Genomic DNA, 23431 nt, shown 5'->3' with positions numbered 1-23431 from the left:
TGATCAGACTAGGCGAGCGGATATTTCATGCGCTTCCTGTCGCTGGGTTTCGCTTCCTTCCTGCAGGACCTCATCAAGAATATCCCGGGCACCCTCGGTATCCCCCATGTCGATATAGGCACGAGCCAGATCCAGCTTGGTGGCGATCTCGTCTGCATCGGCCAGAAAGTCGAAGTCCTCGCCCTCCACCAGTTCGCCAAGCGAATGCGCTACCGGCTGCGTTGCACCATTCGGCTCGCCCAAGCCTGCAGCCAACTGTTCCAATTCGACATCCAGATCGTCCAGTTGAGCCATGAGGCCCGGGGCTGCCTCCTGTATCTTGTCAGCAACTGGCAACTCAAACGTCGGAGCAGCCAGATCAGCATCATCAGAGAAAGAACTCTCCGCAGCCAGATCAAAGCTGTCGAACAATCCATCCTCCAACAGTGCATCCTCCGAAACAGTGGTCTTGGCCAGCGCGGCGGCAGACGCATCGAGGGACTCCGAGCCAAGACCGAGAAAATCCTTGTCTTCAAAAGCGTCCAGGCCGACCGGCATCTCCAGATCCAAGGTGAGTTCCTTCAGATCCTTCTCCAACTTAGGACCAGAAACCTCTTCGGGAAGCTCCAAGTCAAAGGAGAAGTCTTCGGCCAAAGATTTGGCCCCAGGGGGGGCTGACTGCAGTGCTTCATCAAGCGTCAAGTCGTCCAAACTCAGAGAGGCATTCCCCTGGCCAGCCCCCTGGAGATCTCTTTCCAGCTCGGCCTCCAAGTCATCCAAACTCAGATTGATATCGGCAGCAAAGACGGGGACGCCAGACTCGGATTCGTGTGCCGGCGTGGGCGGGGCTTCCTCCTCTTCAGGAGCAGCTAACCCGGCAGCCAGGCCAGTGCCTGCCAAGGCAGCGATTGCAAAACCTGCCATGGAAGGATATTTCATCTTCAAGTGATCGACCTGAGGCTGCGCACCAGCGCTCTCGCGTAATAGCTTTTCTTGGCGAGCGAAACCCTCACGATCGCCAAGCTCGGCATAAGCCTCCATCAGCTTGAGACGTAGATCGCTGCGCTTGGGCTGAGCGCCGCAGGCAACCTCCAATAACGCAGCAGCCTCATTGAAACGGCCATAAGCGATATGGTCTTCGGCCTCGTCCAACACATCCCGCGCCTGTCCGACCTTGGGCGCATCTTCCAGCAGCGGAGACTCGACGGCCATTCTGGACAAGCCGGTGTCTAGCCGCGTGTCGGCCATTACCACCTCGTCTTCATCATTCTCGACAAGATCTGTCTTCTTCGCAGCGCGCCGACGGGCCACCAGCAAGCCCAGCAATAGCGCTGCCGCTGCGCCGCCGCCCAGTGACGGAAGCAGCAAAGGACTGTCCAAGATCGAGTCTACCAGCCCGATTGGCTGCTCTGCCGCAGTGACAGAACGTACGGGCTTCGGTGCCACAGGCTTGGCCGGTTCCGGCTGGGGTTGGGGCGTTGGGATCGACTGTGCCGCCGGCACAGCAGCAACCGACTCGGCTGCCGACGATGCAGGGATTTCCGATACAGCTGCAGGCTGAACGGGAACGGTAACTTCGGGCTGAGTGGCCGGCACAGCGGCAACTGGCTGAGTTGCCGGCGGTGCCGGAGTTTCCACTACAACCGCAGGCTGAATGGAAGCAGTACCTCCAGATTGAGCGGCCGGTGCGGCGGTTGATGGAGCAGCCGGAATGCTCCCCCCCACACTGGGAACCGTTGCTCCCACCGAAGCTGGAGCAGGAGTGACACTCGCAGCCACCGGCGGGGTAGCCGTTGACGGCTGAGCTGCCGCCGGCTTAGCAGTTGCCTCGATGGACTGCTCCGGCTGCGCCAAGTTTGCTTGCAGCTTAGCAAGCTGCTCATCCTTTAGTGTGATCAGGCGCTGCAACTTGTCCAGTTGGCTCTGCAAATCGTCCATGCGGCTTTTGAGCTCAGCGTTCTCGCGCTGAGTCGTATCGAGATTTTCCTTCGCCAGCGCCAACTTTTCGGCGGAAGCCTTGCCATCGGCTCCCTTGTCGCTGCCGACGACAGCTTTACCATTGTCAGCAGCAACCAAGCGCAGGCTATCGCCAGTTTCCACGCGCGCTGGTGCGGCATCGGGCTCAGCGCGATGAGTCGCATCCAGTTGCCTGGTCGCAGCGACAGCAGGTTGGGCACGGCGCCCACGCCAAGCGGCGTTCTGCGCGGCGACCTCGGCCAGTGCCTGGCTTTTCGAACGACGGCGAATTTGCTCTTCGTCAGGCAAGCGCAGTACCTGCCCCCTGACCAAGCGGTTGATGTTGCCATCCAAGAAGGCCTGCGGATTCAGATCTTGAATCGCCAACATAGTCTGATGGACAGTGCCCGAGGTCCGCACGCGCTCGGCAACCTTCCACAGCGTATCGTTGGCCGTGGTCTTGTATTCCTTGGCGGCCGGCTGCGTGCTGGGCTTCGCCGGACGGGAGGGTGCAGGGGCGGGCGGTATTGCAGTGGCAGCCGGGGCACGCGGAACGGCACCGGTCTGCTGCTCGGCCAGAGGCCTCTGCGTGGCAGACATAGCCGTCTGGGACGAATACAACGGCGGATCGAGTAATAGCGTGTACTCACGCAACAGCCGCCCACTGGGCCAGAGAACTTCCACCAGGAAGTTCAGATAAGGCTCACGTACTGGCTTGCTTGAGGTAACTCGAATGACACTTTTGCCATTGGGCTTGATTATCGGCGTAAACTTCAGGTCACTCAGGAAATATTGGCGGTCGACTCCGGCCTTATTGAACTCCTCAGGAGAAGCGAGAGCGGGACGAGCTCTTCGGAACCAATATCACGCGCCTCCAGCAGTTCGATTTCAGCAACCAGCGGCTGATTTAGCGCGGAACGCAGGGTCACCTCTCCAAGGCTCAATGCATGGGCTACGCCCGAAGACAGCGCCGAGGCCGCTGCGATTGCCAGTGCCAGTTTGCGAACCCGAACCATAACGCATCCCTTGAGTAATTTCCCGAGCAGAGAAAGGAGCCTGATACTTGATGCCCGCGCACCTTAGATGCGCCCGACAGCACGCCGGCCATGTCAGTTGTGCCATGCAGGAATAGGTATTCGAATGCGGGCCAGTATCTTTTAGAGGCCTTGTTTTATCAATAACTCGCCCAGTTGCACGGCATTAAGTGCGGAACCTTTCCGCACGTTATCTGACGCAATCCACAAATTGAGTTCACACTCATCATCCAGCCCGCCGCGCAACCGACCAACGTAGACAACATCCTGTCCGACCGCATCGCCGACTACCGTCGGACAATGGCCCGGCTCGATCAGTTCAACGCCCGGCGCCTGCGCCAAGGCAGCCTGCACGGCAGGCAGATTGATGGCTTGAGCTGCCTGCACGACTAGGCTCAAGCTGTCGCCAAAGAATACCGGCGCCATCGTGCAGGTAGCGGCGACCTTCAATTCAGGCACCGCCAATACCTGCCGAAGCTCCTCGACCAGACGCCTCTCCAGAGAAGAATATCCAGCCGCATCGGTCGCACCGATCCGCCCCAGCAGATTGAAGGCAATCTGCCCCTCGAACAGGCACGACTCAAGCGGACGCCCGTTGAGCAACTCAGTCGTCTGCCTGGCCAACTCCGCCACACCCTCGCGGCCAACGCTGGACACCGGCAAGCAGGTCGTCACGCTCAGACGCTGCCAGTGCACGAACGGACGCAAGGGCGCCAACGCCAATGCCAGCGCTACGACCGGCGATGCCGGGCTGGTCAGTTGGCAAGGTGCGGCGAGCCCCTGAAGCAACTGGGGATTGACCTCTGCCACCACCCGCGGTGCCTGTTGCAACGGCAGGGCGCCGCTCAAGTCGATCAGCGCACAACCGGCAGTCCGGACCTGCGAGGCATACTGGCAGGTCACGGCCTCGCCGGCCGCGAAGAAGACCAGGCGCACCTGGGTGAAATCGAATGCCTCGATACTCCTGACTCGCAGGTTGCGACCCTTGAAGGATACCGACTTACCAGCGGAGGCCGCGCTGGCCAGCAGGTGCAGCTGACCGACGGGGAAGCCACGTTCCTCGAGAATTTCGACGAGCACTGAACCGACGGTACCGGTGGCCCCGACTACAGCGATATCGATGGCTGAACTCACAAGAATCTCCTGCACGGGAAGCGCACGCTAGGCGTAGCTCAAGAGAGAACAAGCAGACGGTGCCCCGCCCACAAGCGGAGACTCATAACGAAAAGCGCCGCGGCAAAGCCGCAGCGCTTTTCGTCAAGCATGACGTATGGAAAGGCCGTCAACGCTCCAGCAGGATACGCAGCATGCGCCGCAGCGGCTCGGCCGCGCCCCACAGCAGTTGGTCGCCAACGGTAAAGGCACCGAGGTACTGCGAGCCCATGTTGAGCTTGCGCAGGCGACCGACCGGCACTGTCAGGGTGCCGGTGATGGCTGCCGGGCTCAGCTCCTGCATGCTGGCATCGCGATGGTTCGGCACCAACTTCACCCAGGGATTGTGCTGGCTGATCAGCCCCTCGATATCGGCGATCGGCACATCCTTGTTCAGCTTGATGGTCAGCGCCTGGCTATGGCAGCGCATCGCGCCGACCCGCACGCAGATGCCGTCGACCGGGATCGGGCTCTTGATGCGGCCGAGGATCTTGTTGGTCTCGGCCTGCCCTTTCCACTCCTCGCGGCTCTGCCCGTTGGGCAGCTCCTTGTCGATGTAGGGGATGAGGCTGCCGGCCAGCGGCACACCGAAGTGGTCCACCGGGAACTCGGCGCTGCGCTGGACTTCGGCGACCTTGCGGTCGATCTCGAGGATGGCGCTGGCCGGATCGGCCAGTTCGTTGGCCACCGCCGCATTGATGGTCCCCATCTGGCGAATCAGTTCGCGCATGTTCTGCGCACCGGCTCCGGAAGCGGCCTGATAGGTCATGGCGCTCATCCACTCGACCAGGCCGGCCTCGTAGAGGCCGCCCAAGGCCATCAGCATCAGGCTGACGGTACAGTTGCCGCCGATGTAGTTCTTGACGCCGGCATCCAGCGACTGGTCGATGACTCGACGGTTGACCGGGTCCAGCACGATGACCGCATCGTCGGCCATGCGCAGGCTGGAGGCGGCATCGATCCAGTAGCCCTGCCAGCCGGCCTCGCGCAGCTTGGGGAAGACTTCGCTGGTATAGTCGCCGCCCTGGCAGGTGATGATCGCATCGAGGGTCTTCAGCTCCTCGATGCTGTAGGCATCCTTCAGCGGCGCGGTTTCCTTGCCGACCGACGGCCCTTGGCCGCCCACGCTGGAGGTGGTGAAGAACACCGGCTCGATCAGGTCGAAATCCCGCTCTTCCAGCATTCGCTGCATGAGCACGGAACCGACCATGCCGCGCCAACCGATCAGACCTACACGTTTCATTGCAACTGCACCTGTATAGAAGTGGCCCGCCTAATGCGAGCCGGAAGCTTACAACTTGGCGAGCGCCGCGACTACCGCATCGCCCATCTCGCGAGTACCGACCTTCCGGCAGCCTTCCGACCAGATGTCGCCGGTGCGCAAACCCTGGTCCAGGACGTTGCTGACCGCCTGCTCGATGGTGTTGGCTGCCTCAACCTGGCCGAAGCTGTAGCGCAGCATCATGGATACCGACAGAATGGTGGCCAGCGGGTTGGCGATACCCTTGCCGGCGATGTCCGGCGCACTGCCGTGGCACGGCTCGTACATGCCCTTGTTGCTGGCATCCAGCGAGGCCGACGGCAACATGCCGATCGAACCGGTGAGCATGGAGGCTTCGTCCGACAGAATGTCGCCGAACATGTTGTCGGTAACGATTACGTCGAACTGCTTGGGCGCACGCACCAGCTGCATGGCGGCGTTGTCGACGTACATGTGCGACAGCTCGACGTCCGGGTAGTCCCTGGCAACCTCCTCGACCACCGCGCGCCACAGCTGGCTGGAGGCCAGCACGTTGGCCTTGTCCACCGAACACAGCTTCTTGCCACGCACGCGAGCCATGTCGAAGCCGACCCTGGCGATACGGCGGATCTCGCTCTCGCTGTACGGCAGGGTGTCGTAGGCCATGCGCTCGTCGTTGTCGAGCACCTTGCTCTCGCGCGGTTGGCCGAAGTAGATGCCGCCGGTCAGCTCGCGAACGATCAGGATGTCCAGGCCGGCGACCACTTCCGGCTTGAGGGTGGAGGCCTCAGCCAGCTGCGGATAGAGCAGCGCTGGACGCAAGTTGCCGAACAGCCCCAGCTGCGAACGAATCTTCAGCAAGCCACGCTCCGGACGGATGGCCGGGTCGATGGCGTCCCACTTCGGTCCACCTACCGCGCCAAGCAGGATGGCGTCGGCCTTGCGGGCGCGCTCCAGGGTCTCGTCGGCCAGCGGCACGCCGTACTTGTCGACCGCCGCGCCGCCCAGCTCGTCGTAGCTCAGCACGAAGCCCAGCTGGTACTTCTCGTTGGCCAGCTGCAGGACCTTGACCGCTTCGGCCATGATTTCCGGGCCGATGCCGTCACCCGGAAGAACCAGAATCTGCTTGCTCATTGCATGTCCTTGAATGTCGAACGGCAGGAGCGGGACTCACCCGCCCCTGCGGGGAAAGGAATTACTTGATCGCACCGAACAGCCAGGGGCTGGCCTGCTGGTGCTTTTCCTCGAACGCGCGGATGGCATCGGCATCCTGCAGGGTCAGGCCGATGTCGTCCAGGCCGTTGAGCAGGCAGTGCTTGCGGAACGGATCGATCTCGAAGGACAGCACCTTGCCGTCCGGACGGGTCACGGTCTGCGCGGCCAGATCGACGGTCAGCCGATAACCCTCGGCCGCCTCGCACTGCTTGAACAGCTCGTCCACCTCCGCCTCCGGCAGGATGATCGGCAAGAGGCCGTTCTTGAAGCTGTTGTTGAAGAAGATGTCGGCGAAGCTCGGCGCGATCACCGTGCGAAAGCCGTACTCCTCCAGAGCCCAGGGCGCGTGCTCGCGGCTCGAGCCGCAGCCGAAGTTCTCGCGGGCCAGCAGCACGCTGGCACCCTGATAGCGCGGCAGGTTCAGCACGAATTCCTTGTTCAGCGGACGGCCCGAGCAGTCCTGACCCGGCTGGCCGACATCCAGATAGCGCCACTCGTCGAACAGGTTGGGACCGAAGCCGGTGCGCTTGATCGACTTGAGGAACTGCTTGGGAATGATCTGGTCGGTATCGACATTCGCGCGATCGAGAGGTGCGACCAGACCGGTGTGTTGGGTAAAGGCTTTCATCGGTTATTTCCTCAGGCCTGGAGCATTTCACGCACATCGACGAAGTGGCCGGCGACCGCCGCGGCGGCAGCCATGGCCGGACTGACCAGATGGGTACGCCCGCCGGCGCCCTGACGGCCCTCGAAGTTGCGGTTGGAAGTGGAGGCGCAGTGCTCGGCGCTCTCCAGGCGGTCCGGGTTCATCGCCAGGCACATCGAGCAACCCGGCTCGCGCCACTCGAAGCCGGCCTCGATGAAGACCTTGTCCAGCCCTTCTCTCTCCGCCTGCTCCTTGACCAGCCCGGAACCCGGTACCACCAGCGCTTGCTTGACACTGGCAGCGACCTTGCGTCCCTTGGCCACTTCGGCGGCGGCGCGCAGGTCCTCGATCCGCGAGTTGGTGCAGGAGCCGATGAACACGCGATCGACCTTGATCTCGCCGATCGGCTGGTTGGCCGACAGGCCCATGTACTTCAGCGCGCGGACGATAGAGTCGCGCTTGACCGGGTCGCTCTCGGCCTCCGGATCCGGTACGTTGGCGTCGACCGGCAGGACCATCTCCGGCGAGGTGCCCCAGGTGACCTGCGGCTTGATCTCCTCAGCCTTCAGTTCGACCACGGTATCGAACCGGGCGTCGGCATCGGACACCAGATCCCTCCACTGGACGACTGCCTTGTCCCAGTCCACGTCTTGCGGCGCGTAGGGACGGCCCTTGACGTAGTCGATGGTCTTGTCGTCCACCGCTACCATGCCGACCCGAGCACCGGCCTCGATAGCCATGTTGCAGAGGGTCATGCGACCCTCCATGGACAACTCACGGATGGCGCTACCGGCGAACTCCAGGGCATGGCCAGTGCCGCCGGCGGTGCCGATCTTGCCGATCACCGCCAGCACGATGTCCTTGGCACTGACGCCGGAGGACAGCTTGCCTTCGACCAGCACCTGCATGTTCTTCATTTTCTTGGCCACTAGGCACTGGGTGGCGAGTACATGCTCGACCTCAGAGGTGCCGATGCCGTGGGCCAGCGCGCCGAAGGCGCCGTGGGTGGAGGTGTGCGAGTCGCCGCAGACCACGGTCATTCCCGGCAGGGTGGCGCCCTGCTCCGGGCCGACCACGTGGACGATGCCCTGGCGCGGGTCGTTCATCTTGAACTCGACGATGCCGAACTCATCGCAGTTCTCGTCCAGGGTCTGCACCTGGATGCGCGAGGTCTCGTCGGCGATGGCGGCGACGCCGGACTGGCGGTCTTGGGTGGTCGGCACGTTGTGGTCCGGGGTGGCGATGTTGGCGTCCACGCGCCACGGCTTGCGCCCGGCCAGGCGCAGCCCCTCGAAGGCCTGCGGCGAGGTCACTTCGTGGAGAATCTGCCGGTCGATGTAGATCAGCGACGAGCCATCATCGCGCCGCTTCACCTCGTGCATGTCCCAGAGCTTGTCGTAGAGCGTTTTGCCGGCCATCGGACTTTCCTCATTAGTTTCTCTGCAGGGGCAAGCTGCCCCAATGCGTGACGGGGATGCTAGGGGCTTGCAGGGAATAACTCAAATTCATATTTTTTATCCGCCGCATTCCCACAAGGAATGCAGCAAGCGATATATCAAGCCCCTACCCAAGAGCTGTTCCGGATGGACCTCGCCAACCTCAACGCCTTCATCGCCGTCGCTGAAACCGGCAGCTTCTCCGAGGCCGGCGAACACCTGCACCTGACCCAGCCGGCGGTGAGCAAGCGCATCGCCGCACTCGAGCAGCAGCTTCAGGTGCGCCTGTTCGATCGCCTTGGCCGCGAGGTGCGGCTGACCGAGGCCGGGCGGGCACTGCTGCCGCGCGCTTACCGGATCCTCAGCGTGCTGGAAGACACCCGGCGGGCGCTGAACAACCTCAGCGGCGATGTCAGCGGTCGGCTGACCCTAGCAACAAGCCACCATATCGGCCTGCACCGCCTGCCGCCGCTGCTACGCGCCTTCACGCGTGCCCATCCGCAGGTCACGCTGGATATCCGCTTTCTCGATTCGGAAGTGGCTTACGAGGAGATCCTCCACGGCCGCGCCGAACTGGCAGTGATCACCCTGGCCCCGGAAACGGCGGCACCGGTGCGGGCGGTGAAGGTTTGGGACGATCCGCTGGACTTCGTCGCCGCCCCGGAACATCCGCTGGCGCGCGACGCCCGGGTGAGCCTGGCCGACGTGGCCCGGCATCCGGCGGTGTTCCCCGGCGGCAACACCTTCACCCACCACATCGTCCGGAGCCTGTTCGAACGCGAGGGGTTGACGCCCGGCATCGCCATGAGCACCAACTACCTGGAAACGATCAAGATGATGGTATCCATCGGTATCGCCTGGAGCGTGCTGCCGCGTACCATGCTGGACGACCAGGTGAAACCCCTGATGCTCCCCGGCCTCCACCTGTCACGCCAGCTCGGCTACATCCTGCACACCGAGCGGACCCTGTCCAACGCGGCCAAGGCTTTCATGGCGCTGCTCGACGAGGCACGCGACACGCCTTCTTCCTGAGCAACGAAAAAGGGCGCCGATGGCGCCCTTTTTCGTTGCTCAGCAGCGGTCAGCCTTCCAGCGCCGGCCGCTCGGCACCGATCGGAATACGCTTGGGCTTGGCCTCCTCCGGTACGATACGGACCAGTTCGATGCTCAGCAGGCCATTGCGCAGCTCGGCGCCCTTGACCTCGATATGGTCGACCAAGCGGAACGACAGCTTGAAGGCTCGCTGGGCGATGCCCTGGTGCAGGTAGGTGACCTCCTTGGACTGGCTTTCGCGCTTGCCGCCGCTGACAGTCAGCACTCCGCGCTCCACCTGCAGTTCCAGATCAGCTTCCTGGAAGCCGGCCGCGGCGATCACGATGCGGTACTGGTCGTCGCCGTGCTTCTCGATGTTGTAGGGCGGATAGGAACTGCCTGCCTCGTTGCGCAGGGCGGACTCGAACAGGTCGTTGAAGCGGTCGAAACCAATGGATTGGCGGAACAAGGGGGCCATGGAAAGAGTAGTCATCATTCGTCTCCCGATTAATCAGCGAGTGTTGCGTGGCGGGACCCGACTTCGGCATCCCACACTTCCCTAGATGGAGTCCGCCAGGAGGATTTCAAGAGGCAGAAGCGCTTTTTTCAGACTGTGCCCTGCAGGAAAAGCCAGCACCGTCGCCCGACCATACTGGTCACTCCAGAAGCAAGATCCATATGGCAAGGAGTGATTCGCAATGAAATGCCGAAGTCGCCGTCAGGACTCGAAATGGCCGCGCCGTATCCTCTGGCTCGTGCTGATCTGGACGGCCAGTGTGTCCTGCCTGGCCATACTCGCCTACGGGCTGCGCCTGATCATGCGGGCTGCCGGCATGACCACGTAATTACAAGGCTGGGCAAAACTCCGCCACAAGCGCAAGGTCGCCGTGCAAATCCACGCCCAGCAGGGCATCCAAGCGGGCGCAATCGTTCTCCCGACGCAGTTCGGCGAACAGCGCGGCCGCCTCCGGATAGCTGCGGGTCAGCATGCCCAGCCACTGCTTGAGCCGGCCCGGGGCATAGCGCGGCGCGATCCTTTGCCGGGCACGCCGCCAGAACTCGTTCACCAGAGAGCGCACCTCGCTCCACTGCAGCGGCTCGGGCGTGCATCCGACCCGGACCGCAGCGATCTGCCGGGCCAGGTCGGGGCAGGAAACCAGTCCGCGGCCGAGCATGACATCCTCCACCCCGCTGACCTGCCGGCAGCGCCGCCAGTCTTCTACCGTCCAGATCTCGCCATTGGCATAGACTGGCACGGCGACAGCCTCCTGCACTCGCGCCACCCATTCCCAATGGGCTGGCGGCCGATAACCCTCGACCTTGGTCCGCGCATGCACCACCAGTTGCGCCGCCCCGCCTTCGACCAGCGCCCGGGCACAGTCCAAGGCGCCCTCCGGACGGGTGTAACCCAGGCGCATTTTGGCGGTCACCGGCACCTGTGCCGGCACCGCCCGGCGCACCTCGCGAACGATGGCATGCAGCAGTTCCGGCTCGTCGAGCAGCACCGCCCCCCCCGCGAGCGGTTCACCGTCTTCGCCGGGCAACCGAAGTTGAGGTCGATCACCGGTGCGCCCAGTTCGGCGGCGAAAGCGGCGTTCTCGGCCAGGCACACAGGGTCGGAACCGAGCAACTGCAGATGCACCGGCGTGCCCGTACGGGTCCGCCACCCACGCTGCATCTCCGGGGCCAGCTTCTCGAATTGGGTGAACGGCAGCAGACGGTCGCAGATCCGGACAAACTCGGTCACGCACCAGTCGATGCCTCCGACGCGGGTCAACAGGTCGCGAAGCAGTTCGTCGACCAATCCCTCCATGGGAGCCAGGGCGATTTGCATGGAAGGGATTCCGGCACGTTTCAGACAAACAAGAGGGTGGAAAGCTAGGCGTCGACCAGGGCCCGACCATAGCGCTCGGCAAAGGCCTCCGGCATCCGCCGAGGCCGGCCGCTGGACAACTCGATGCAGGCGAAGGTGGTCTGCGCGCTCAGCAGGGTGACACCGTCGAGCGGGCGCAACAGCTGGAAACGGCGGGTCATCTTCAAGCCACGGCCGGCGTCAACGATCCAGGTCCCCATCTGCAGGCGCTCGCCCAGGCGGGCGCTGGCCAGGTAGTCGATCTCATGACGCAACACCGCCATCGCCCGGTCCAGGCGCCGGTACTCGTCCAGCCCCAGGCCCAGGCTCTGCGAATGGCGCCAGGCGCACTCCTCCAGCCAGCCGACGTAGACCACGTTGTTGACATGGCCGAGCCCATCGATGTGTTCGGACAACACTTCGATGTCAACGACGAAGGGCGCAGGCCACTGCCAGCTCAAGAATGCTGCTCCAGGCTGGCCGCCTGTTCGCAGGCCTCGCGGGCCAATTGGCTGATCTGATCCCAGGCACGGGCACGAATCAGGCTGGCAGGCGCGACCCAGGTGCCGCCCACGCAGGCGACGTTGGGCAGGCCCAGGAAGCTCAGCAGATTATCCGGGGTCACCCCGCCGGTGGGACAGAAGCGGATGCCGCTGAACGGCTCTTTGAAGCTCTTCAGCATCTTCACGCTGGTAGTGCCGTTGGCCGGGAACAGCTTCAGCGAGCGATAGCCGAACTCCAGAGCCTGCAGGACTTCCGAGGGCGTCATCACCCCCGGCAGGTAGGGCAGCCGGCAGTCGTCTGCGGCCGCTGCCAAGCGCTCGGTGCAGCCGGGGCTGACGACGAACTGCGCGCCGGCGTCGCGCGCCTCGAGAAACTGCTCGCTGTGGATCAGGGTCCCGGCACCGACCAACAGGTCCGGCAGCGCCTGGCGGATCGCCGCCAACGCATCCAGGGCGCGCGGAGTGCGCAGCGTCACCTCCAGTACCTGGATACCACCGGCATGCAGCGCTTGCGCCAGGTCCACCGCCAGCGCGACATCCTCGATCACCAGCACCGGAAGCACGGGGCGTGCTCGCTGCAACACCGCATCCATCGTCATGGGCATGTTCTTTCTCCAGCTTGAGCTTGGGCGTCAGCGACGACGCTGTCGTTCGGACTCGATCAGGGGGCGGATGAGGGCAAACTCCTGCTCCGCTTGGGTCAGCAGTGCAAGCATGGGAGCCAGGTCTCGGGCCCGGGCCCGCTCCTCGAGCTGCCGGCACAGTTCGGCCAGCAACGGCACGCCCATGTTGCCGCAACTGCCCTTGAAGCTGTGCGCAGCCCGACGCAGGGCCTCGGCATCCTGAACCGCATAGGCCTGGCGCAGGGCCTGCAGGCGCGCCTCGGAGTCGCTCAGGAAGGTATCCAGCAGGACCGGATACTCATCCTCCATGACCTCCTGCAGCATTGCCTGAACGCTATGGTCGAGATGCTCGGACACGCCAAGTCACTCCTGAACCAGTGGGCATTCCGCTGGATTATGCCGAGCGGGCCAGGAAAACTCCACGCACACACTGCGCCCGTCCGGCGCCCAACTGCATCGGTCGGCCAACTGGCGCACCAGCTTCAGGCCGCGCCCGCTCAGATGCTCCATGGAACCGTGCCGCTCCAGCATGCGCTGTACATCGAAACCCGGCCCGCTGTCCTCGACGCGAATGCTCAGACGTCCGCCTGCATCCTCCGGGCGCAGATCGAGATGAAAGCGCACATAGCCATCCGCCAAGTTCGCCAGTCGTGTGCGGCGCTCGCGGTAATATTCGGCGAAGCCCTGAGCATCGCGTTTGAGCGACGAGTCGAGGCCCATCACGCCGTGCTCCAGGGCATTGGAATAGAGCTCGGCGAGCACCGTGTAGAGCACGCTACCCTGGGCACGCAACTCCTGCACCTCGAGCAGCAGTTGCAGCAGGTAGGGCAGTGGGTTGAAGCGCTTAAGGGTTTCGGCGCGGAATTCGAAGCTGATCGACCAGTCCAGCGGGGCATTCTGCCCCGAGTCGGAGAAGATCAGCGGCGAATGCGGCAACTGCCCCTCCTCCATCAGGCTGACCTCGATCAGGCTGACATCATCCTGTGCCTCGCCGCGGAAGGCGTTGAGCGCCTGCTGGATCTCACCGAACAACAAATCCGGCTGCTGATTGGCGACGAACACCTCGAGCAGCCGCTCCTCGCCGAAACACTCGCCGCCCAGGTTGCAGGTTTCGAGCACCCCGTCGGACAGCAGGAAGATCCTGTCGCCCGCCTCCATGGGGTAGATCTCGTAGCGGTCGTCGAAACACGAGGCGTCGAGGATACCCAACGGCAGATGGCGGGAACGCAGGGGAATCCGCTCGCCGTTGCCGCCCCGCCTGAGATAGCCGTCAGGCAGGCCGCCGTTCCAGATCTCCACGACCCGCCGCTGGAAACTCAGATTGAGCATGACGGCACAGCAGAACACCCCCACCGGCAGGATGCGCTTGAGCTTGGCGTTCATCTCGCGAAGGATCTCCGCCAGCGAATAGCCCTTGGCGGTCATGCCGTAGAACACCTCGGCCAAAGGCATGGCGCCGATCGCCGCCGGCAGGCCGTGTCCGGTGAAGTCGCCGAGCAGCACATGCATGCCGCCGGAGGGCTTGAAAGCCGCCAGCATCAGGTCGCCGTTGAACAGTGCATAAGGGGACTGCAAGTAGCGGATGTTCGGCGCATCGAGACAGCCGGAATGGGCCACCTTGTCGAACACCGCCTTGGCCACGCGCTGCTCGTTGACCAGATGCTCGTTGTGCCGGGCAATCAGGTCGCGCTGCTCCAGCACCGTGGCCTGCAGCCGGCGCAGGCGGTCCATGGCTTTGATCTTGGCATCCAGAATGACGCTGTTATAGGGCTTGGCGATAAAGTCGTCGCCACCGACCTCCAGGCACCGAACCAGCGCCTCGCTCTCGGTCAGCGAGGTGAGAAAGATGATCGGCACCAACTCCTCGCCGGCCATCTGCTTGATCCGTCGAGCCGCCTCGAAGCCATCCATCACCGGCATCAGGGCGTCCATCAGAACCATGTGCGGACGCTCGCGGGCGAACATCATGACCGCCTCGAGACCGTTGCCGGCAGTCAACACGCGATAGCCCTGACGGCCGACGATGGTCGCCAGCAGCATCCGGTCCGCAGGACTGTCCTCGGCGATCAGGATGCACAAGGGCGACTGCACGGGACGGCCCTAGGCAATATGGAAGAGCTGTTCGAAATTGGAAATCGACAGGATCTTGCGCACATCCGGACTGCAATGGATCAAGCGGATCTGCGCCCGCTCGCCGCCGGCATGATCACGCAGCAGCAGCAGCATGCCGAGCGCCGAGCTGTCCAGATAGGTTGCGCCCTGCAGATCGACGACATAGCGCTTCGGCGTGACGTTCACCCGCTCGTAGGCATCCCGGAATTCCTGGTGGGCGCCAAAATCGAAGCGTCCCTGGATGAAAATGGTCAGTTCTTGTCCATCTGCCGAAGGCTGCGAAGTGATAGCCATGCGGTGCTCCTCAGATATGTGTCGTCGCTGCAGCGAGATTTAACACTCGGCTCCCGGCGGAGCAACCGCCGAGCGGTGGCCGGAGGCTGCGGCACTCTCCAGAGCCAGTTGATCTTCGCCGTCCTCGCGCCGGGTCATGCCGTACTTGCGCATCTTCTCCACCAGTGTGGTACGGCGGATACGCAGGCGCTCGGCGGCACGCGCCACTACGCCGGCAGAATCGTCCAGCGCTTGCTGGATGAGCGTCTGCTCGAGGGCAGCCAGATAATCCTTCAGATCCAGCCCCTCCGGTGGCAGCAGAGCAAGAGTGGCCGGATCAGGCAGCCCGACCGCGAACGCTCTGCCCTCGTCGTCCTGCTCGTCCTCACCTTCGATATGGCGGTATTTCTTCGGCAATTCCGGAACACCGATGACACCGTAGGGATGCATGATCGCCATGCGCTCCACCAGATTGGCCAGCTCACGCAGATTGCCTGGCCAGTCGTGCCGACACAACGACATGATCGCCGCCGAGTTGAAGCGAATGGACCCCAGCTTGTCATGCTCCAACCGCGCAATCAGCTCGTTCAGCAGCAATGGCAGATCTTCTACTCGCTCGCGCAAGGGTGGCATCTCGATAGGAAAGACGCTGAGTCGATAGTAGAGGTCCTCGCGGAAACTGCCCTCGCCGACCATCGCCTCGAGATTCTTGTGGCTTGCGGCGATGATACGCACATCGACGGTCTGCGTCTGTGGGCTGCCCAGGCGTTCGAAGACGCCCTCCTTCAGCACGCGCAGCAATCGCGCCTGTACCGCCAGCGGCATGGCATCGATTTCTTCGAGGAACAGGACACCGCCATGGGCCAGCTCGAGACGCCCGACATGAGTGCTCAAGGCACCGCTGAAAGCGCCCTTCTCATGCCCGTACAGCTCGCTTTCCAGCATTTCCCCGGCGATGGCACTGCAGTTGACTGGAACGAAGGGCGCTTCACGGCGCCGCGAGTGATAATGCAGGTTACGCGCCACCACCTCCTTGCCGGTCCCGGACTCGCCCAACAGCAGCACGCAGGCATCGGTATCGGCTACCTGCTGCAGCAGTTGACGCACCTGCTGGATCGCCCGGCTAGTGCCGATCAGGCTGCGAAAGAGATTGGGCTCGCGCGACAGCCCGCGCCCCTGGCCAGGCATCGCACGGTAAACTTGGGCACGATGCAGGGAGTCGAGCAGTTTGTTGTAGGAGGGCGGCATTTCCAGGCTGGCCAGCACTTGGCGCCGTACTTCCTGCGACCAATTCCCCGGCAGATGCTGGCCGAGCAGTAGCACAGGCAGGGTCTCGTCCCAATTACGAAGCGTCTTGAGCAGTTCGCCCCCCCGCCCAGGGCCTCGACCGCGCCCAACAGCACGCACAGCAATTCCCGGCTGGAGGCCAGTGCTCCGACCCGCTCTTGCCACTCCGTACTGGAACACGCCAGATACTGCTCGTCGAGAAAGTCGAGGATGACCGACATATCCCGACGTCGGCCGGGATTATCATCGATCAATAAAATTTTTATATTGCGCCACATGTTATCGGGTGTCTGAACTGAAAAGACTACTGGAAGCGCCATCGAGAATCGCAGCGCTCGTATCGAAACCGCTCCGGCGTCGAGTCGAACGGAAAGCGTATGCAGTAATCACGATGGAGGAACTCCGACAGCGCGAACAGGCGAGCGGAACGCAGGTGGTTCTGGATATCTGAGGCAAGTGTCAGGAAAAAATTCCGGTCCGTCCGCACAGATATGCTTGAGTGAGGGTCCGCATTCTACAAAGGATGCACCCGGCTCGATAGCTGCACTGGCGGGACACTGACACATACCTACAGCCTAATCCAGACGAATGCCCAACTCGGCCAGACGCAACAAATCCTCAGGTCCCTCCACTTCCCACAGCCGCGGCAACAAGCAGTGTTTCCACCCAAGTTGACGCAGGCGCTCGCAGGTGATTGGCAATACGTCCTCACAGCCCCAGGGGATCGCCTCGAACAACAACGGATCGACTCGCCGCAAGCCGAGCAGGACATAGTCGCCGTGCTCGGCCGGCCCGAGCACGACATCCCGCTCGCGCAAAGCCGTACAAGCGGCATGCAGGTAGTCACTGTCCAACGCGGGACAATCATTGCCAATCAGAATTACTGCATCGGTGGTACAGAGGCCAAGAGTGGCGATGCGGCGCATCCGCTCACCCAGATCCCCCGCCGGCTGCTCGACGACTGCCCAACCGCAGGCTTCGGCCATCGAGCCCAAGGCATCGTCAGGCCCCTCGTCGAGCCAGAGAAAGCGATCTTGGAAGTCGTTCACCGGCAGATTCAAGGCACGCTCCACCAGCAGGCGCTGCAGGTCGCACGCTCCATCTTCGCCCAACGCCGGAATCAGCCGAGGCTTCACCTGACCAGGGGCCAAGGCATGGGCCAAGAGATGCAAGGAAATCGACAGGCTCATGCCAGCCTCCCCTTCGCACGCGCCCGCCGCCAGCCACCGGACATATCACCAGGCCAGGCGCAAATGCCGTATCGCCCCATACACTACGCCTGATTGAACGCCCTTCACAGCTTGAGGTCGCTCGGCACTGATCGACGGCATTCTCCCCTGCACAGGAGGAGCAACGAAGAGGCCGATCAAGAAACTCAGGCCTGGCCTGCCAGAATACGGCGTTCCCAAGGGGTAATTTCCTCAAGAAAACTCATCAGCTCCAGGCTCTTGCTGGCAACATAACCTTCGATGAACTCATCGCCAAATATTTCTCGTGCCAACTGGCTACGCTCGAGACGGGCCAGCGCGACCGGCATGCTGCTCGGCAGAATCAGGGCCTCCGGCACTTGAAACTCGCCCTGCAGCGGCGCACTCGGCTCCACCTGCTGCTGCAGTCCGAACAGGCCGGCAGCCAGGCTGGCAGCAATGGCCAGGTAGGGATTGGCATCGGCACCCGGCAGACGGTTCTCCACCCGCCGTGCTGCCGGCGAGCTGGCCGGAATGCGTAAGCCTGCCGCACGATTGTCGTAGGACCAGCAGGCATTGTTCGGCGAAGCATAGGGATGGCATAGCCGCTGATAGGAATTGACATGCGGAGCGAACAGCAAGGTGAATTCGGCGAGCGCCCGCTGCAGGCCGCCGATAAAGTGATGGAAAGCCGGTGTCGGCTCTCCACAGTCGTCACTGAACAGGCTCTTTCCGCTGTCCTGCTCCACCAGGCTCTGATGGATATGCATTGAGCTGCCGGGAACCCCGGCCAGCGGCTTGGCCATGCATACCGCCATCAGCCCGTGCCTGAGTGCCACCTCCTTGAGAAGGTGCTTGAAAAGGAAGGTCTGGTCGGCCAGACGCAGGGGATCGCCATGTAACAAGTTGATCTCGAACTGGCTGACACCCATTTCGTGCATGAAAGTGTCGCGTGGTAGCTCGAGCGCCGCCATGCAGCGATAGACATCGTCGAAGAACGGCTGCAGACCGTTGCTGGAGGAAATGCTGAAGGCCGAAAAGCCGGCCTCGCGCCGGCCATCGAGTCCGATCGGTGGCTGGAATGGCAAATGCGAGTCGCCATGCGGAGCGAAGACGAAGAACTCCAGCTCGGTGGCCACTACCGGTTGCCAGCCCAGGCAAGCATAGGCTGCCAATATTCGTTTGAGCAGGGCACGAGTAGACAGCGGCGAACCACCCCCCTCGAGCTCCTCGGCATCGCAAATCGCCAGCGCCCGAGGCCGTTCGCACCAAGGCAGCAAATAAATCCGCTGTAGGTCGGGAACCAAGAGTAGATCGCCATCGTCACTGCCATAGAAACGGGTTGGCGGATATCCCCCATGACACACTGCAATAGCACCCCGCGGGCCAACTGCAGGCGCTGCCCCCCAAGAAAGCCCGCGGAGGTCATTACCTTGCCGCGCGGCACTCCATTAAGATCGGGGTGACGCACGCGACCTCTTCGACACCAGTCAGACGCTCGGCGAGAGCCTGCTGAGGCTTGATCATGACAGACTTCCCCTTCTACAGCAGTCCGTACACAGTACGCAGGCACTACCGAGGAGTTCAAGCTGTCTACTTGGCCTCACATGTCAAGGAGTTCAACCCAGCCACAAGGCTGCAAGACTTGGGCACAAGCGCCACATCCATCGGCGATGACATCCTAAGGCCAGACGCTATTGGGTTAGCGCGACATCCAAGAACCAAGCACGAGTAATACAACACTCGAGAAATTAGGAGTTTGAGAAAACGAGAAGTGGTGCCCCCTGCTGGAGTCGAACCAGCATCTAGCCCTTAGGAGGGGCTTATTCTATCCATTGAACTAAGGGGACAAAAAAATCATCGAACTTTGCGTATCTGTGCTCGCTAGCTGCTTTACCACTCACAAATACAGCCTCAAGGACATTGCGCAATAAACCCAAGGGCTTTGGGCCGCCATTTTAGCCACGAAAGTACCTTTTGTCATGCATGCTGCATAAAAACGGAAAGAGCCACGGAACAACCGGCCATTCGCGCAGTCGACTCTTGGGCTTGGCACAGCGTGGTCATGGAAGGAAATCTGATGCCAATGAAAGATGCAAATCGGCTCATCTCAATCCATTGACTCAAATATTGAAAAGAGTGAACCACTTCAGCGAGCCAGGGTCATACCGAAAACATCCTTGCAAGCTAATTGCCAGCACTCTATAACAACTCACCGGTCGAAACTATGCAACCTATGAAACAGGCAATCTACTCCAGCCGCACAGCAGACAAATTCGTCGTTCGTCTACCCGACGGCATGCGTGAGCGCATCGCGGATGTGGCACGCAATCACCATCGCAGCATGAACTCGGAGATCATTGCACGCTTGGAGCAAAGCCTGCTTCAGGAAGACGCTCTGGGCGACGATCTGAGCCTGCGACTGGATAGCCCCGAACTCTCCCTGCATGAACGGGAGCTTCTGCAGCGCTTCCGGCAACTGACCCGACGCCAGCAGAATGCTTTGGTCGCCCTGATCGCACAAGACAGCGAACTCGCGACTGAAGGCTTGGCTGCCGAGCAGTAGCCACATGATCGACATCCGCTGCCTTCACTCGAAGGTTTTGGCTGAGTCGTCGGAATCTGATGCAGGGAACAGGCCTATATCCATAGGCCTGTTTTGATTGGGCGCAGCGTGTGCTTCGTCTTACAAAACTTCGACTCCAAATCCCAACCTCACCTCAAGACCCGAAGCCCCGCCCCCCTTGCCAACCTCCCAAGTTACCCCCGGCAATCTAATCCGCAGGTAGCCTTGGCAGATACCGAACGCGACCCACCTCCGTCTCGCATCAGCGTTGCGTCAAAGCAAAAAGAATGTGGCCAATCCTAGAAAGATGAAAAAACCTCCACTGTCGGTCATGGCAGTGATCATCACACTAGCCCCCATAGCCGGATCACGCCCCAACTTGGCTAACGTCATGGGGATTAACACTCCCATCAGAGCAGCCATCAGCAGATTTAGGGTCATCGCGCCCGTCATCACCGCAGCTAGCGACCAGCTGTCGTACAGGACGCCTGCCACCATGCCGATCACCCCGCCCCAGATCAGGCCATTGATCAGCGCCACTCCCAACTCCTTAATCAACAGACGGGCCGTGTTGCCCGTACTGATCTGCCCCAAAGCCATGGCACGAACAATCATGGTGATTGTCTGATTGCCGGAGTTGCCACCGATACCGGCAACGATCGGCATCAGAGCTGCCAGAGCCACGAGCTTCTCGATAGCCCCTTCGAACAGGCCGATCACTCGAGAGGCAATGAAAGCGGTCACCAGGTTTACCGCGAGCCATGCCCAGCGGTTGCCAACCGACTTCCACACCGAGGCGAAGATATCTTCCTCCTCGCGTAAGCCGGCCATATTCAATACTTCACTTTCGCCCTCCTCGCGAATCAGATCAACCATGGCATCGATGGTCAGGCGACCAATCAGCTTGCCATCTTTGTTCACTACAGGTGCAGAAACCAAATCATAGCGTTCGAAGGCCTGGGCAGCATCGTAGGCATCCTCCTCAGGCTGAAAGCGCACCGGATCGAGGGCCATGACTTCGGCGACCTGCCGCTCTGGATCGCTGACCAGCAAGCGCTTGATCGGCAGCACCCCCTTCAGCATCCCGTCATAATCCACCACGAACAACTTGTCGGTATGCCCGGGCAGCTCCTTCAAGCGGCGCAGATAGCGCAATACAACTTCCAGACTGACATCTTCACGGATGGTAACCATCTCGAAGTCCATCAGCGCACCGACTTGATCCTCTTCGTAGGAGAGCGCCGAACGCACCCGCTCGCGCCGCTGGGCATCGAGAGACTCCATCAGCTCGTGAATTACATCGCGCGGCAACTCAGGCGCCAGGTCGGCAAGCTCGTCGGCGCCCATCTCCTTGGCAGCAGCAATCAGCTCATGATCGTCCATATCGGCAATCAGAGTCTCGCGAACCGCATCGGATACTTCGAGAAGAATGTCGCCGTCGCGCTCCGCCTTGACCAGTTGCCAGATACTCAGGCGGTCACCAAGAGGCAGGGCTTCGAGGATATAGGCGATATCCGCTGGATGCAGTTCGTCGAGCTTGCGCTGCAGTTCCACCAAGTTTTGCCGATGCACCAGATCCTCGACAAGATCATGGTGCACCCCCTCCTGACGGTGCGTCAGGTTTTCAACCAGCCTGTGCCGGTGCAGCAGATCTACAACTTGGGCGAGACGCTCCTGCAGACTTTCCTGCTGTTTCTTGGCTTCAACTTCAGTCATGGCAAGCTCCACCCCCAGCAGCGGAGCACGCCAAGGGCATCAATCAGTCAATACGCGATTGCACGGATCGGATTTTGAAATAACTACTGGGTAAGTCCATGGTGGGTTTCCACGAGCCCCGGCGGGGCTGACAGGCGTAATGATAACACCGCTCGATGGCTTTGCACTCGCTGGAATACTGGCTAGAACAAGCGTTTGCGATACGAATCTCTGCATGATCTCACGCCCGCAAGGAGACACGAAACACATCGACACCTTCTGCCAAGCGCTAGCCTGACACCCCAGACCAAGGAGGACCTCCAGATGCACGGATTACTGATGCGCGCCTCAGCAGCAGCGCTTCTCGCCTATCTCTCCCCCCAAATCGCCGCCTCCCCCATATATCGCTGCGCAAACTCAGAAGGCCACATCACCTTTACTCATCACGACTGCCCTGCAGGCCAGCAACAACACCTGCAAAACGCCCTCAACGCCACCCCCAGCAATGGGGCCCCAACCCTCATGGCGAGAGAACCTCCAAGCCGCACATCCCGCACCGAAAAACAGGGTAATCTTCAGGAGGTGGTCGTTATCGGCCAGCAAGACGATGGCTGTGGCAACCATATCACCGGCCGGGATCGCCGCAAGGCGATGGTCAGAAAAGAAATACGCTCAGGCATGCCTCGCGCAGACGTTGAAAGTGCTCTCGGCAAGCCGGACAGGATTTCCAGCCGTAACGGCCGCACCAGCTACTACTATCGGAATAACGCAGGCCATACGCGCCAGATCGACTTCGATGAACATAACTGCGTCAGCATCAAGAGCCGAAAATGAAAAGGGCCTGCATTTCTGCAGGCCCTTTTTTATGGCGCACTCAGGAGGATTCGAACCTCCGACCGCCCGGTTCGTAGCCGGGTACTCTATCCAGCTGAGCTATGAGTGCATTTGGTGCTTGGTCGACCAGATCACCTCTGGTTTTGAAGCATGCCTCTCGGCACAGCCTCTTTTTATGGCGCACTCAGGAGGATTCGAACCTCCGACCGCCCGGTTCGTAGCCGGGTACTCTATCCAGCTGAGCTATGAGTGCGCTAAGCGTGCGCATTATAGGGATCTTTACTCTATGTTCAAGCGGAACATTCGACCACTCTTAAAAGCCTGCCGAATACCGCAAAACACCCTACAACACATTAATGGCGGAGGAGGGGGGATTCGAACCCCCGACACCCTTTTGAGGTGTACTCCCTTAGCAGGGGAGCGCCTTCGGCCTCTCGGCCACCCCTCCGCAATACGGGGCGAATCATACCCACCTTTGCCCCGTTTGCAAAGCCAAAAATTGAGAAAAATTAGTGGCTTGGCTCTTGATCTTTTTCTTTCTGGATGCGCTGGTAAATTTCTTCGCGATGCACAGCGACCTCTTTCGGTGCATTGACGCCAATACGTACTTGATTACCTTTCACGCCCAGCACGGTGACCGTCACATCATCACCCACCATCAGGGTCTCTCCGACCCGACGAGTCAGAATCAGCATTCCTTTCTCCTTTTATGGGAAGTCAACAGGACAACAGTCTGCAAAAAAATAAAATGGTGATATTCCCAGCCTAACTCCAGGAATATACACCCAAGTATTGACCAGGGCCGGCGA

19 protein-coding genes, 4 tRNA genes and 4 pseudogenes are annotated in these 23431 nt (G+C 61.4%); 4 read left to right on the top strand and 23 right to left on the bottom strand.

What is annotated here, in order from left to right; genetic code table 11:
* Window positions 1–3: 3 nt before the first annotated feature.
* From Atro_RS20325 to leuC, 7 genes and pseudogenes are all read right to left on the bottom strand, one after another.
* Window positions 4–2589: a FimV/HubP family polar landmark protein gene (locus tag Atro_RS20325; protein WP_497927720.1), complete on the bottom strand. Its 2586-nt coding sequence runs from the start codon at window positions 2587–2589 to the stop codon at window positions 4–6.
* A 27-nt stretch (window positions 2590–2616) separates the two neighbouring features.
* Window positions 2617–2951, bottom strand: a pseudogene (locus tag Atro_RS20320) (type IV pilus assembly protein FimV); the annotation flags it as partial.
* A gap of 141 nt (window positions 2952–3092) precedes the next feature.
* Complete coding sequence (locus Atro_RS20315; protein ID WP_497925282.1) at window positions 3093–4103, bottom strand: aspartate-semialdehyde dehydrogenase; 1011 nt, start codon at window positions 4101–4103, stop codon at window positions 3093–3095.
* 148 nt (window positions 4104–4251) lie between these two features.
* Entirely contained in the window at window positions 4252–5364 is a 1113-nt protein-coding gene (asd, locus tag Atro_RS20310) for an aspartate-semialdehyde dehydrogenase (RefSeq protein ID WP_497925280.1), read from the bottom strand.
* A 48-nt stretch (window positions 5365–5412) separates the two neighbouring features.
* Window positions 5413–6495, bottom strand: coding sequence for a 3-isopropylmalate dehydrogenase (gene leuB, locus Atro_RS20305; protein WP_497925278.1), 1083 nt, complete (start codon window positions 6493–6495; stop codon window positions 5413–5415).
* Between the two features lie 61 nt (window positions 6496–6556).
* A complete protein-coding gene (gene leuD, locus Atro_RS20300; protein ID WP_497925275.1) occupies window positions 6557–7204 on the bottom strand; it encodes a 3-isopropylmalate dehydratase small subunit in 648 nt (215 codons plus the stop codon).
* An 11-nt stretch (window positions 7205–7215) separates the two neighbouring features.
* On the bottom strand, window positions 7216–8640 hold the full coding sequence (gene leuC / locus Atro_RS20295) for a 3-isopropylmalate dehydratase large subunit (protein WP_497925270.1): 1425 nt from the start codon (window positions 8638–8640) through the stop codon (window positions 7216–7218).
* A 165-nt stretch (window positions 8641–8805) separates the two neighbouring features.
* Here leuC and Atro_RS20290 point away from each other — a divergent pair, with 165 nt between their 5' ends.
* Window positions 8806–9690 carry a LysR family transcriptional regulator gene (locus Atro_RS20290; RefSeq protein ID WP_497925268.1) on the top strand — a complete coding sequence of 295 codons (885 nt, stop codon included), beginning with the start codon at window positions 8806–8808 and terminating at the stop codon, window positions 9688–9690.
* A 49-nt stretch (window positions 9691–9739) separates the two neighbouring features.
* Here Atro_RS20290 and Atro_RS20285 read toward each other — a convergent pair whose 3' ends face one another.
* Window positions 9740–10183: an Hsp20 family protein gene (locus tag Atro_RS20285; RefSeq protein WP_497925265.1), complete on the bottom strand. Its 444-nt coding sequence runs from the start codon at window positions 10181–10183 to the stop codon at window positions 9740–9742.
* A 205-nt stretch (window positions 10184–10388) separates the two neighbouring features.
* Here Atro_RS20285 and Atro_RS20280 point away from each other — a divergent pair, with 205 nt between their 5' ends.
* Window positions 10389–10535: a DUF2474 domain-containing protein gene (locus tag Atro_RS20280; protein ID WP_497925263.1), complete on the top strand. Its 147-nt coding sequence runs from the start codon at window positions 10389–10391 to the stop codon at window positions 10533–10535.
* On the opposite strand, the pseudogene Atro_RS20275 reads toward Atro_RS20280, so the two are convergent.
* The 10 genes and pseudogenes from Atro_RS20275 to Atro_RS20230 all read right to left on the bottom strand — a co-directional run bounded on the left by Atro_RS20275 (window position 10536) and on the right by Atro_RS20230 (window position 19377).
* Window positions 10536–11524: pseudogene (locus Atro_RS20275) on the bottom strand (tRNA dihydrouridine synthase).
* Window positions 11525–11568: 44 nt separating this feature from the next.
* Window positions 11569–12003 (bottom strand): acyl-CoA thioesterase, encoded by a 435-nt coding sequence (locus Atro_RS20270; RefSeq protein WP_497925259.1) that lies wholly within the window; start codon window positions 12001–12003, stop codon window positions 11569–11571.
* The gene (locus Atro_RS20265) at window positions 12000–12650 is read right to left on the bottom strand and encodes a bifunctional 4-hydroxy-2-oxoglutarate aldolase/2-dehydro-3-deoxy-phosphogluconate aldolase (protein ID WP_497925256.1); all 651 of its coding nucleotides are present in this window, start codon (window positions 12648–12650) and stop codon (window positions 12000–12002) included. Before Atro_RS20265 ends, Atro_RS20270 begins: the two co-directional genes overlap by 4 nt.
* Before the next feature lie 27 nt (window positions 12651–12677).
* Window positions 12678–12992 carry an Hpt domain-containing protein gene (locus Atro_RS20260; protein ID WP_497927719.1) on the bottom strand — a complete coding sequence of 105 codons (315 nt, stop codon included), beginning with the start codon at window positions 12990–12992 and terminating at the stop codon, window positions 12678–12680.
* Between the two features lie 39 nt (window positions 12993–13031).
* On the bottom strand, window positions 13032–14759 hold the full coding sequence (locus Atro_RS20255; RefSeq protein ID WP_497925254.1) for an ATP-binding SpoIIE family protein phosphatase: 1728 nt from the start codon (window positions 14757–14759) through the stop codon (window positions 13032–13034).
* Window positions 14760–14768: 9 nt separating this feature from the next.
* Entirely contained in the window at window positions 14769–15074 is a 306-nt protein-coding gene (locus Atro_RS20250; protein WP_012701966.1) for an STAS domain-containing protein, read from the bottom strand.
* 39 nt (window positions 15075–15113) lie between these two features.
* Window positions 15114–16618: pseudogene (locus tag Atro_RS20245) on the bottom strand (sigma-54-dependent transcriptional regulator).
* A 297-nt stretch (window positions 16619–16915) separates the two neighbouring features.
* A complete protein-coding gene (locus Atro_RS20240) occupies window positions 16916–17530 on the bottom strand; it encodes a TIGR04282 family arsenosugar biosynthesis glycosyltransferase (protein ID WP_497925251.1) in 615 nt (204 codons plus the stop codon).
* Window positions 17531–17715: 185 nt separating this feature from the next.
* Window positions 17716–19054: pseudogene (locus Atro_RS20235) on the bottom strand (glutamine synthetase family protein).
* A 248-nt stretch (window positions 19055–19302) separates the two neighbouring features.
* Window positions 19303–19377 (bottom strand) — tRNA-Arg (locus Atro_RS20230).
* Window positions 19378–19754: 377 nt separating this feature from the next.
* Here Atro_RS20230 and Atro_RS20225 point away from each other — a divergent pair.
* Entirely contained in the window at window positions 19755–20093 is a 339-nt protein-coding gene (locus Atro_RS20225; protein ID WP_497925249.1) for an Arc family DNA-binding protein, read from the top strand.
* Window positions 20094–20366: 273 nt separating this feature from the next.
* On the opposite strand, the gene mgtE is transcribed toward Atro_RS20225, so the two are convergent.
* On the bottom strand, window positions 20367–21809 hold the full coding sequence (gene mgtE, locus Atro_RS20220; protein WP_497925246.1) for a magnesium transporter: 1443 nt from the start codon (window positions 21807–21809) through the stop codon (window positions 20367–20369).
* A 303-nt stretch (window positions 21810–22112) separates the two neighbouring features.
* Here mgtE and Atro_RS20215 point away from each other — a divergent pair, with 303 nt between their 5' ends.
* Window positions 22113–22622: a DUF4124 domain-containing protein gene (locus Atro_RS20215; protein ID WP_497925244.1), complete on the top strand. Its 510-nt coding sequence runs from the start codon at window positions 22113–22115 to the stop codon at window positions 22620–22622.
* A 32-nt stretch (window positions 22623–22654) separates the two neighbouring features.
* Here Atro_RS20215 and Atro_RS20210 read toward each other — a convergent pair.
* The 4 genes from Atro_RS20210 to csrA form a co-directional block, all read right to left on the bottom strand.
* A tRNA-Arg gene (locus tag Atro_RS20210) sits at window positions 22655–22731 on the bottom strand.
* A 67-nt stretch (window positions 22732–22798) separates the two neighbouring features.
* Window positions 22799–22875 (bottom strand) — tRNA-Arg (locus Atro_RS20205).
* Between the two features lie 104 nt (window positions 22876–22979).
* A tRNA-Ser gene (locus Atro_RS20200) sits at window positions 22980–23070 on the bottom strand.
* Between the two features lie 61 nt (window positions 23071–23131).
* On the bottom strand, window positions 23132–23317 hold the full coding sequence (gene csrA / locus Atro_RS20195) for a carbon storage regulator CsrA (RefSeq protein WP_003283978.1): 186 nt from the start codon (window positions 23315–23317) through the stop codon (window positions 23132–23134).
* Between the last annotated feature and the right edge of the window lie 114 nt (window positions 23318–23431).

The sequence above is a fragment of the Azotobacter tropicalis genome, from assembly GCF_059739045.1.
Note: the sequence above shows the minus strand (reverse complement) of the source record. Positions and strands in the feature narration are given on the sequence as shown.

Coding starts and splice junctions, on each gene's coding strand:
- Atro_RS20215 (WP_497925244.1), top strand. CDS start 22,113: ATGCACGGATTACTGATGCGCGCCTCAGCAGCAGCGCTTCTCGCCTAT.
- Atro_RS20285 (WP_497925265.1), bottom strand. CDS start 10,183: ATGACTACTCTTTCCATGGCCCCCTTGTTCCGCCAATCCATTGGTTTC.
- Atro_RS20265 (WP_497925256.1), bottom strand. CDS start 12,650: ATGCCCATGACGATGGATGCGGTGTTGCAGCGAGCACGCCCCGTGCTT.
- Atro_RS20240 (WP_497925251.1), bottom strand. CDS start 17,530: ATGAGCCTGTCGATTTCCTTGCATCTCTTGGCCCATGCCTTGGCCCCT.
- leuB (WP_497925278.1), bottom strand. CDS start 6,495: ATGAGCAAGCAGATTCTGGTTCTTCCGGGTGACGGCATCGGCCCGGAA.
- csrA (WP_003283978.1), bottom strand. CDS start 23,317: ATGCTGATTCTGACTCGTCGGGTCGGAGAGACCCTGATGGTGGGTGAT.
- Atro_RS20260 (WP_497927719.1), bottom strand. CDS start 12,992: ATGCTGCAGGAGGTCATGGAGGATGAGTATCCGGTCCTGCTGGATACC.
- asd (WP_497925280.1), bottom strand. CDS start 5,364: ATGAAACGTGTAGGTCTGATCGGTTGGCGCGGCATGGTCGGTTCCGTG.
- Atro_RS20225 (WP_497925249.1), top strand. CDS start 19,755: ATGCAACCTATGAAACAGGCAATCTACTCCAGCCGCACAGCAGACAAA.
- Atro_RS20290 (WP_497925268.1), top strand. CDS start 8,806: ATGGACCTCGCCAACCTCAACGCCTTCATCGCCGTCGCTGAAACCGGC.
- leuC (WP_497925270.1), bottom strand. CDS start 8,640: ATGGCCGGCAAAACGCTCTACGACAAGCTCTGGGACATGCACGAGGTG.
- mgtE (WP_497925246.1), bottom strand. CDS start 21,809: ATGACTGAAGTTGAAGCCAAGAAACAGCAGGAAAGTCTGCAGGAGCGT.
- leuD (WP_497925275.1), bottom strand. CDS start 7,204: ATGAAAGCCTTTACCCAACACACCGGTCTGGTCGCACCTCTCGATCGC.
- Atro_RS20250 (WP_012701966.1), bottom strand. CDS start 15,074: ATGGCTATCACTTCGCAGCCTTCGGCAGATGGACAAGAACTGACCATT.
- Atro_RS20280 (WP_497925263.1), top strand. CDS start 10,389: ATGAAATGCCGAAGTCGCCGTCAGGACTCGAAATGGCCGCGCCGTATC.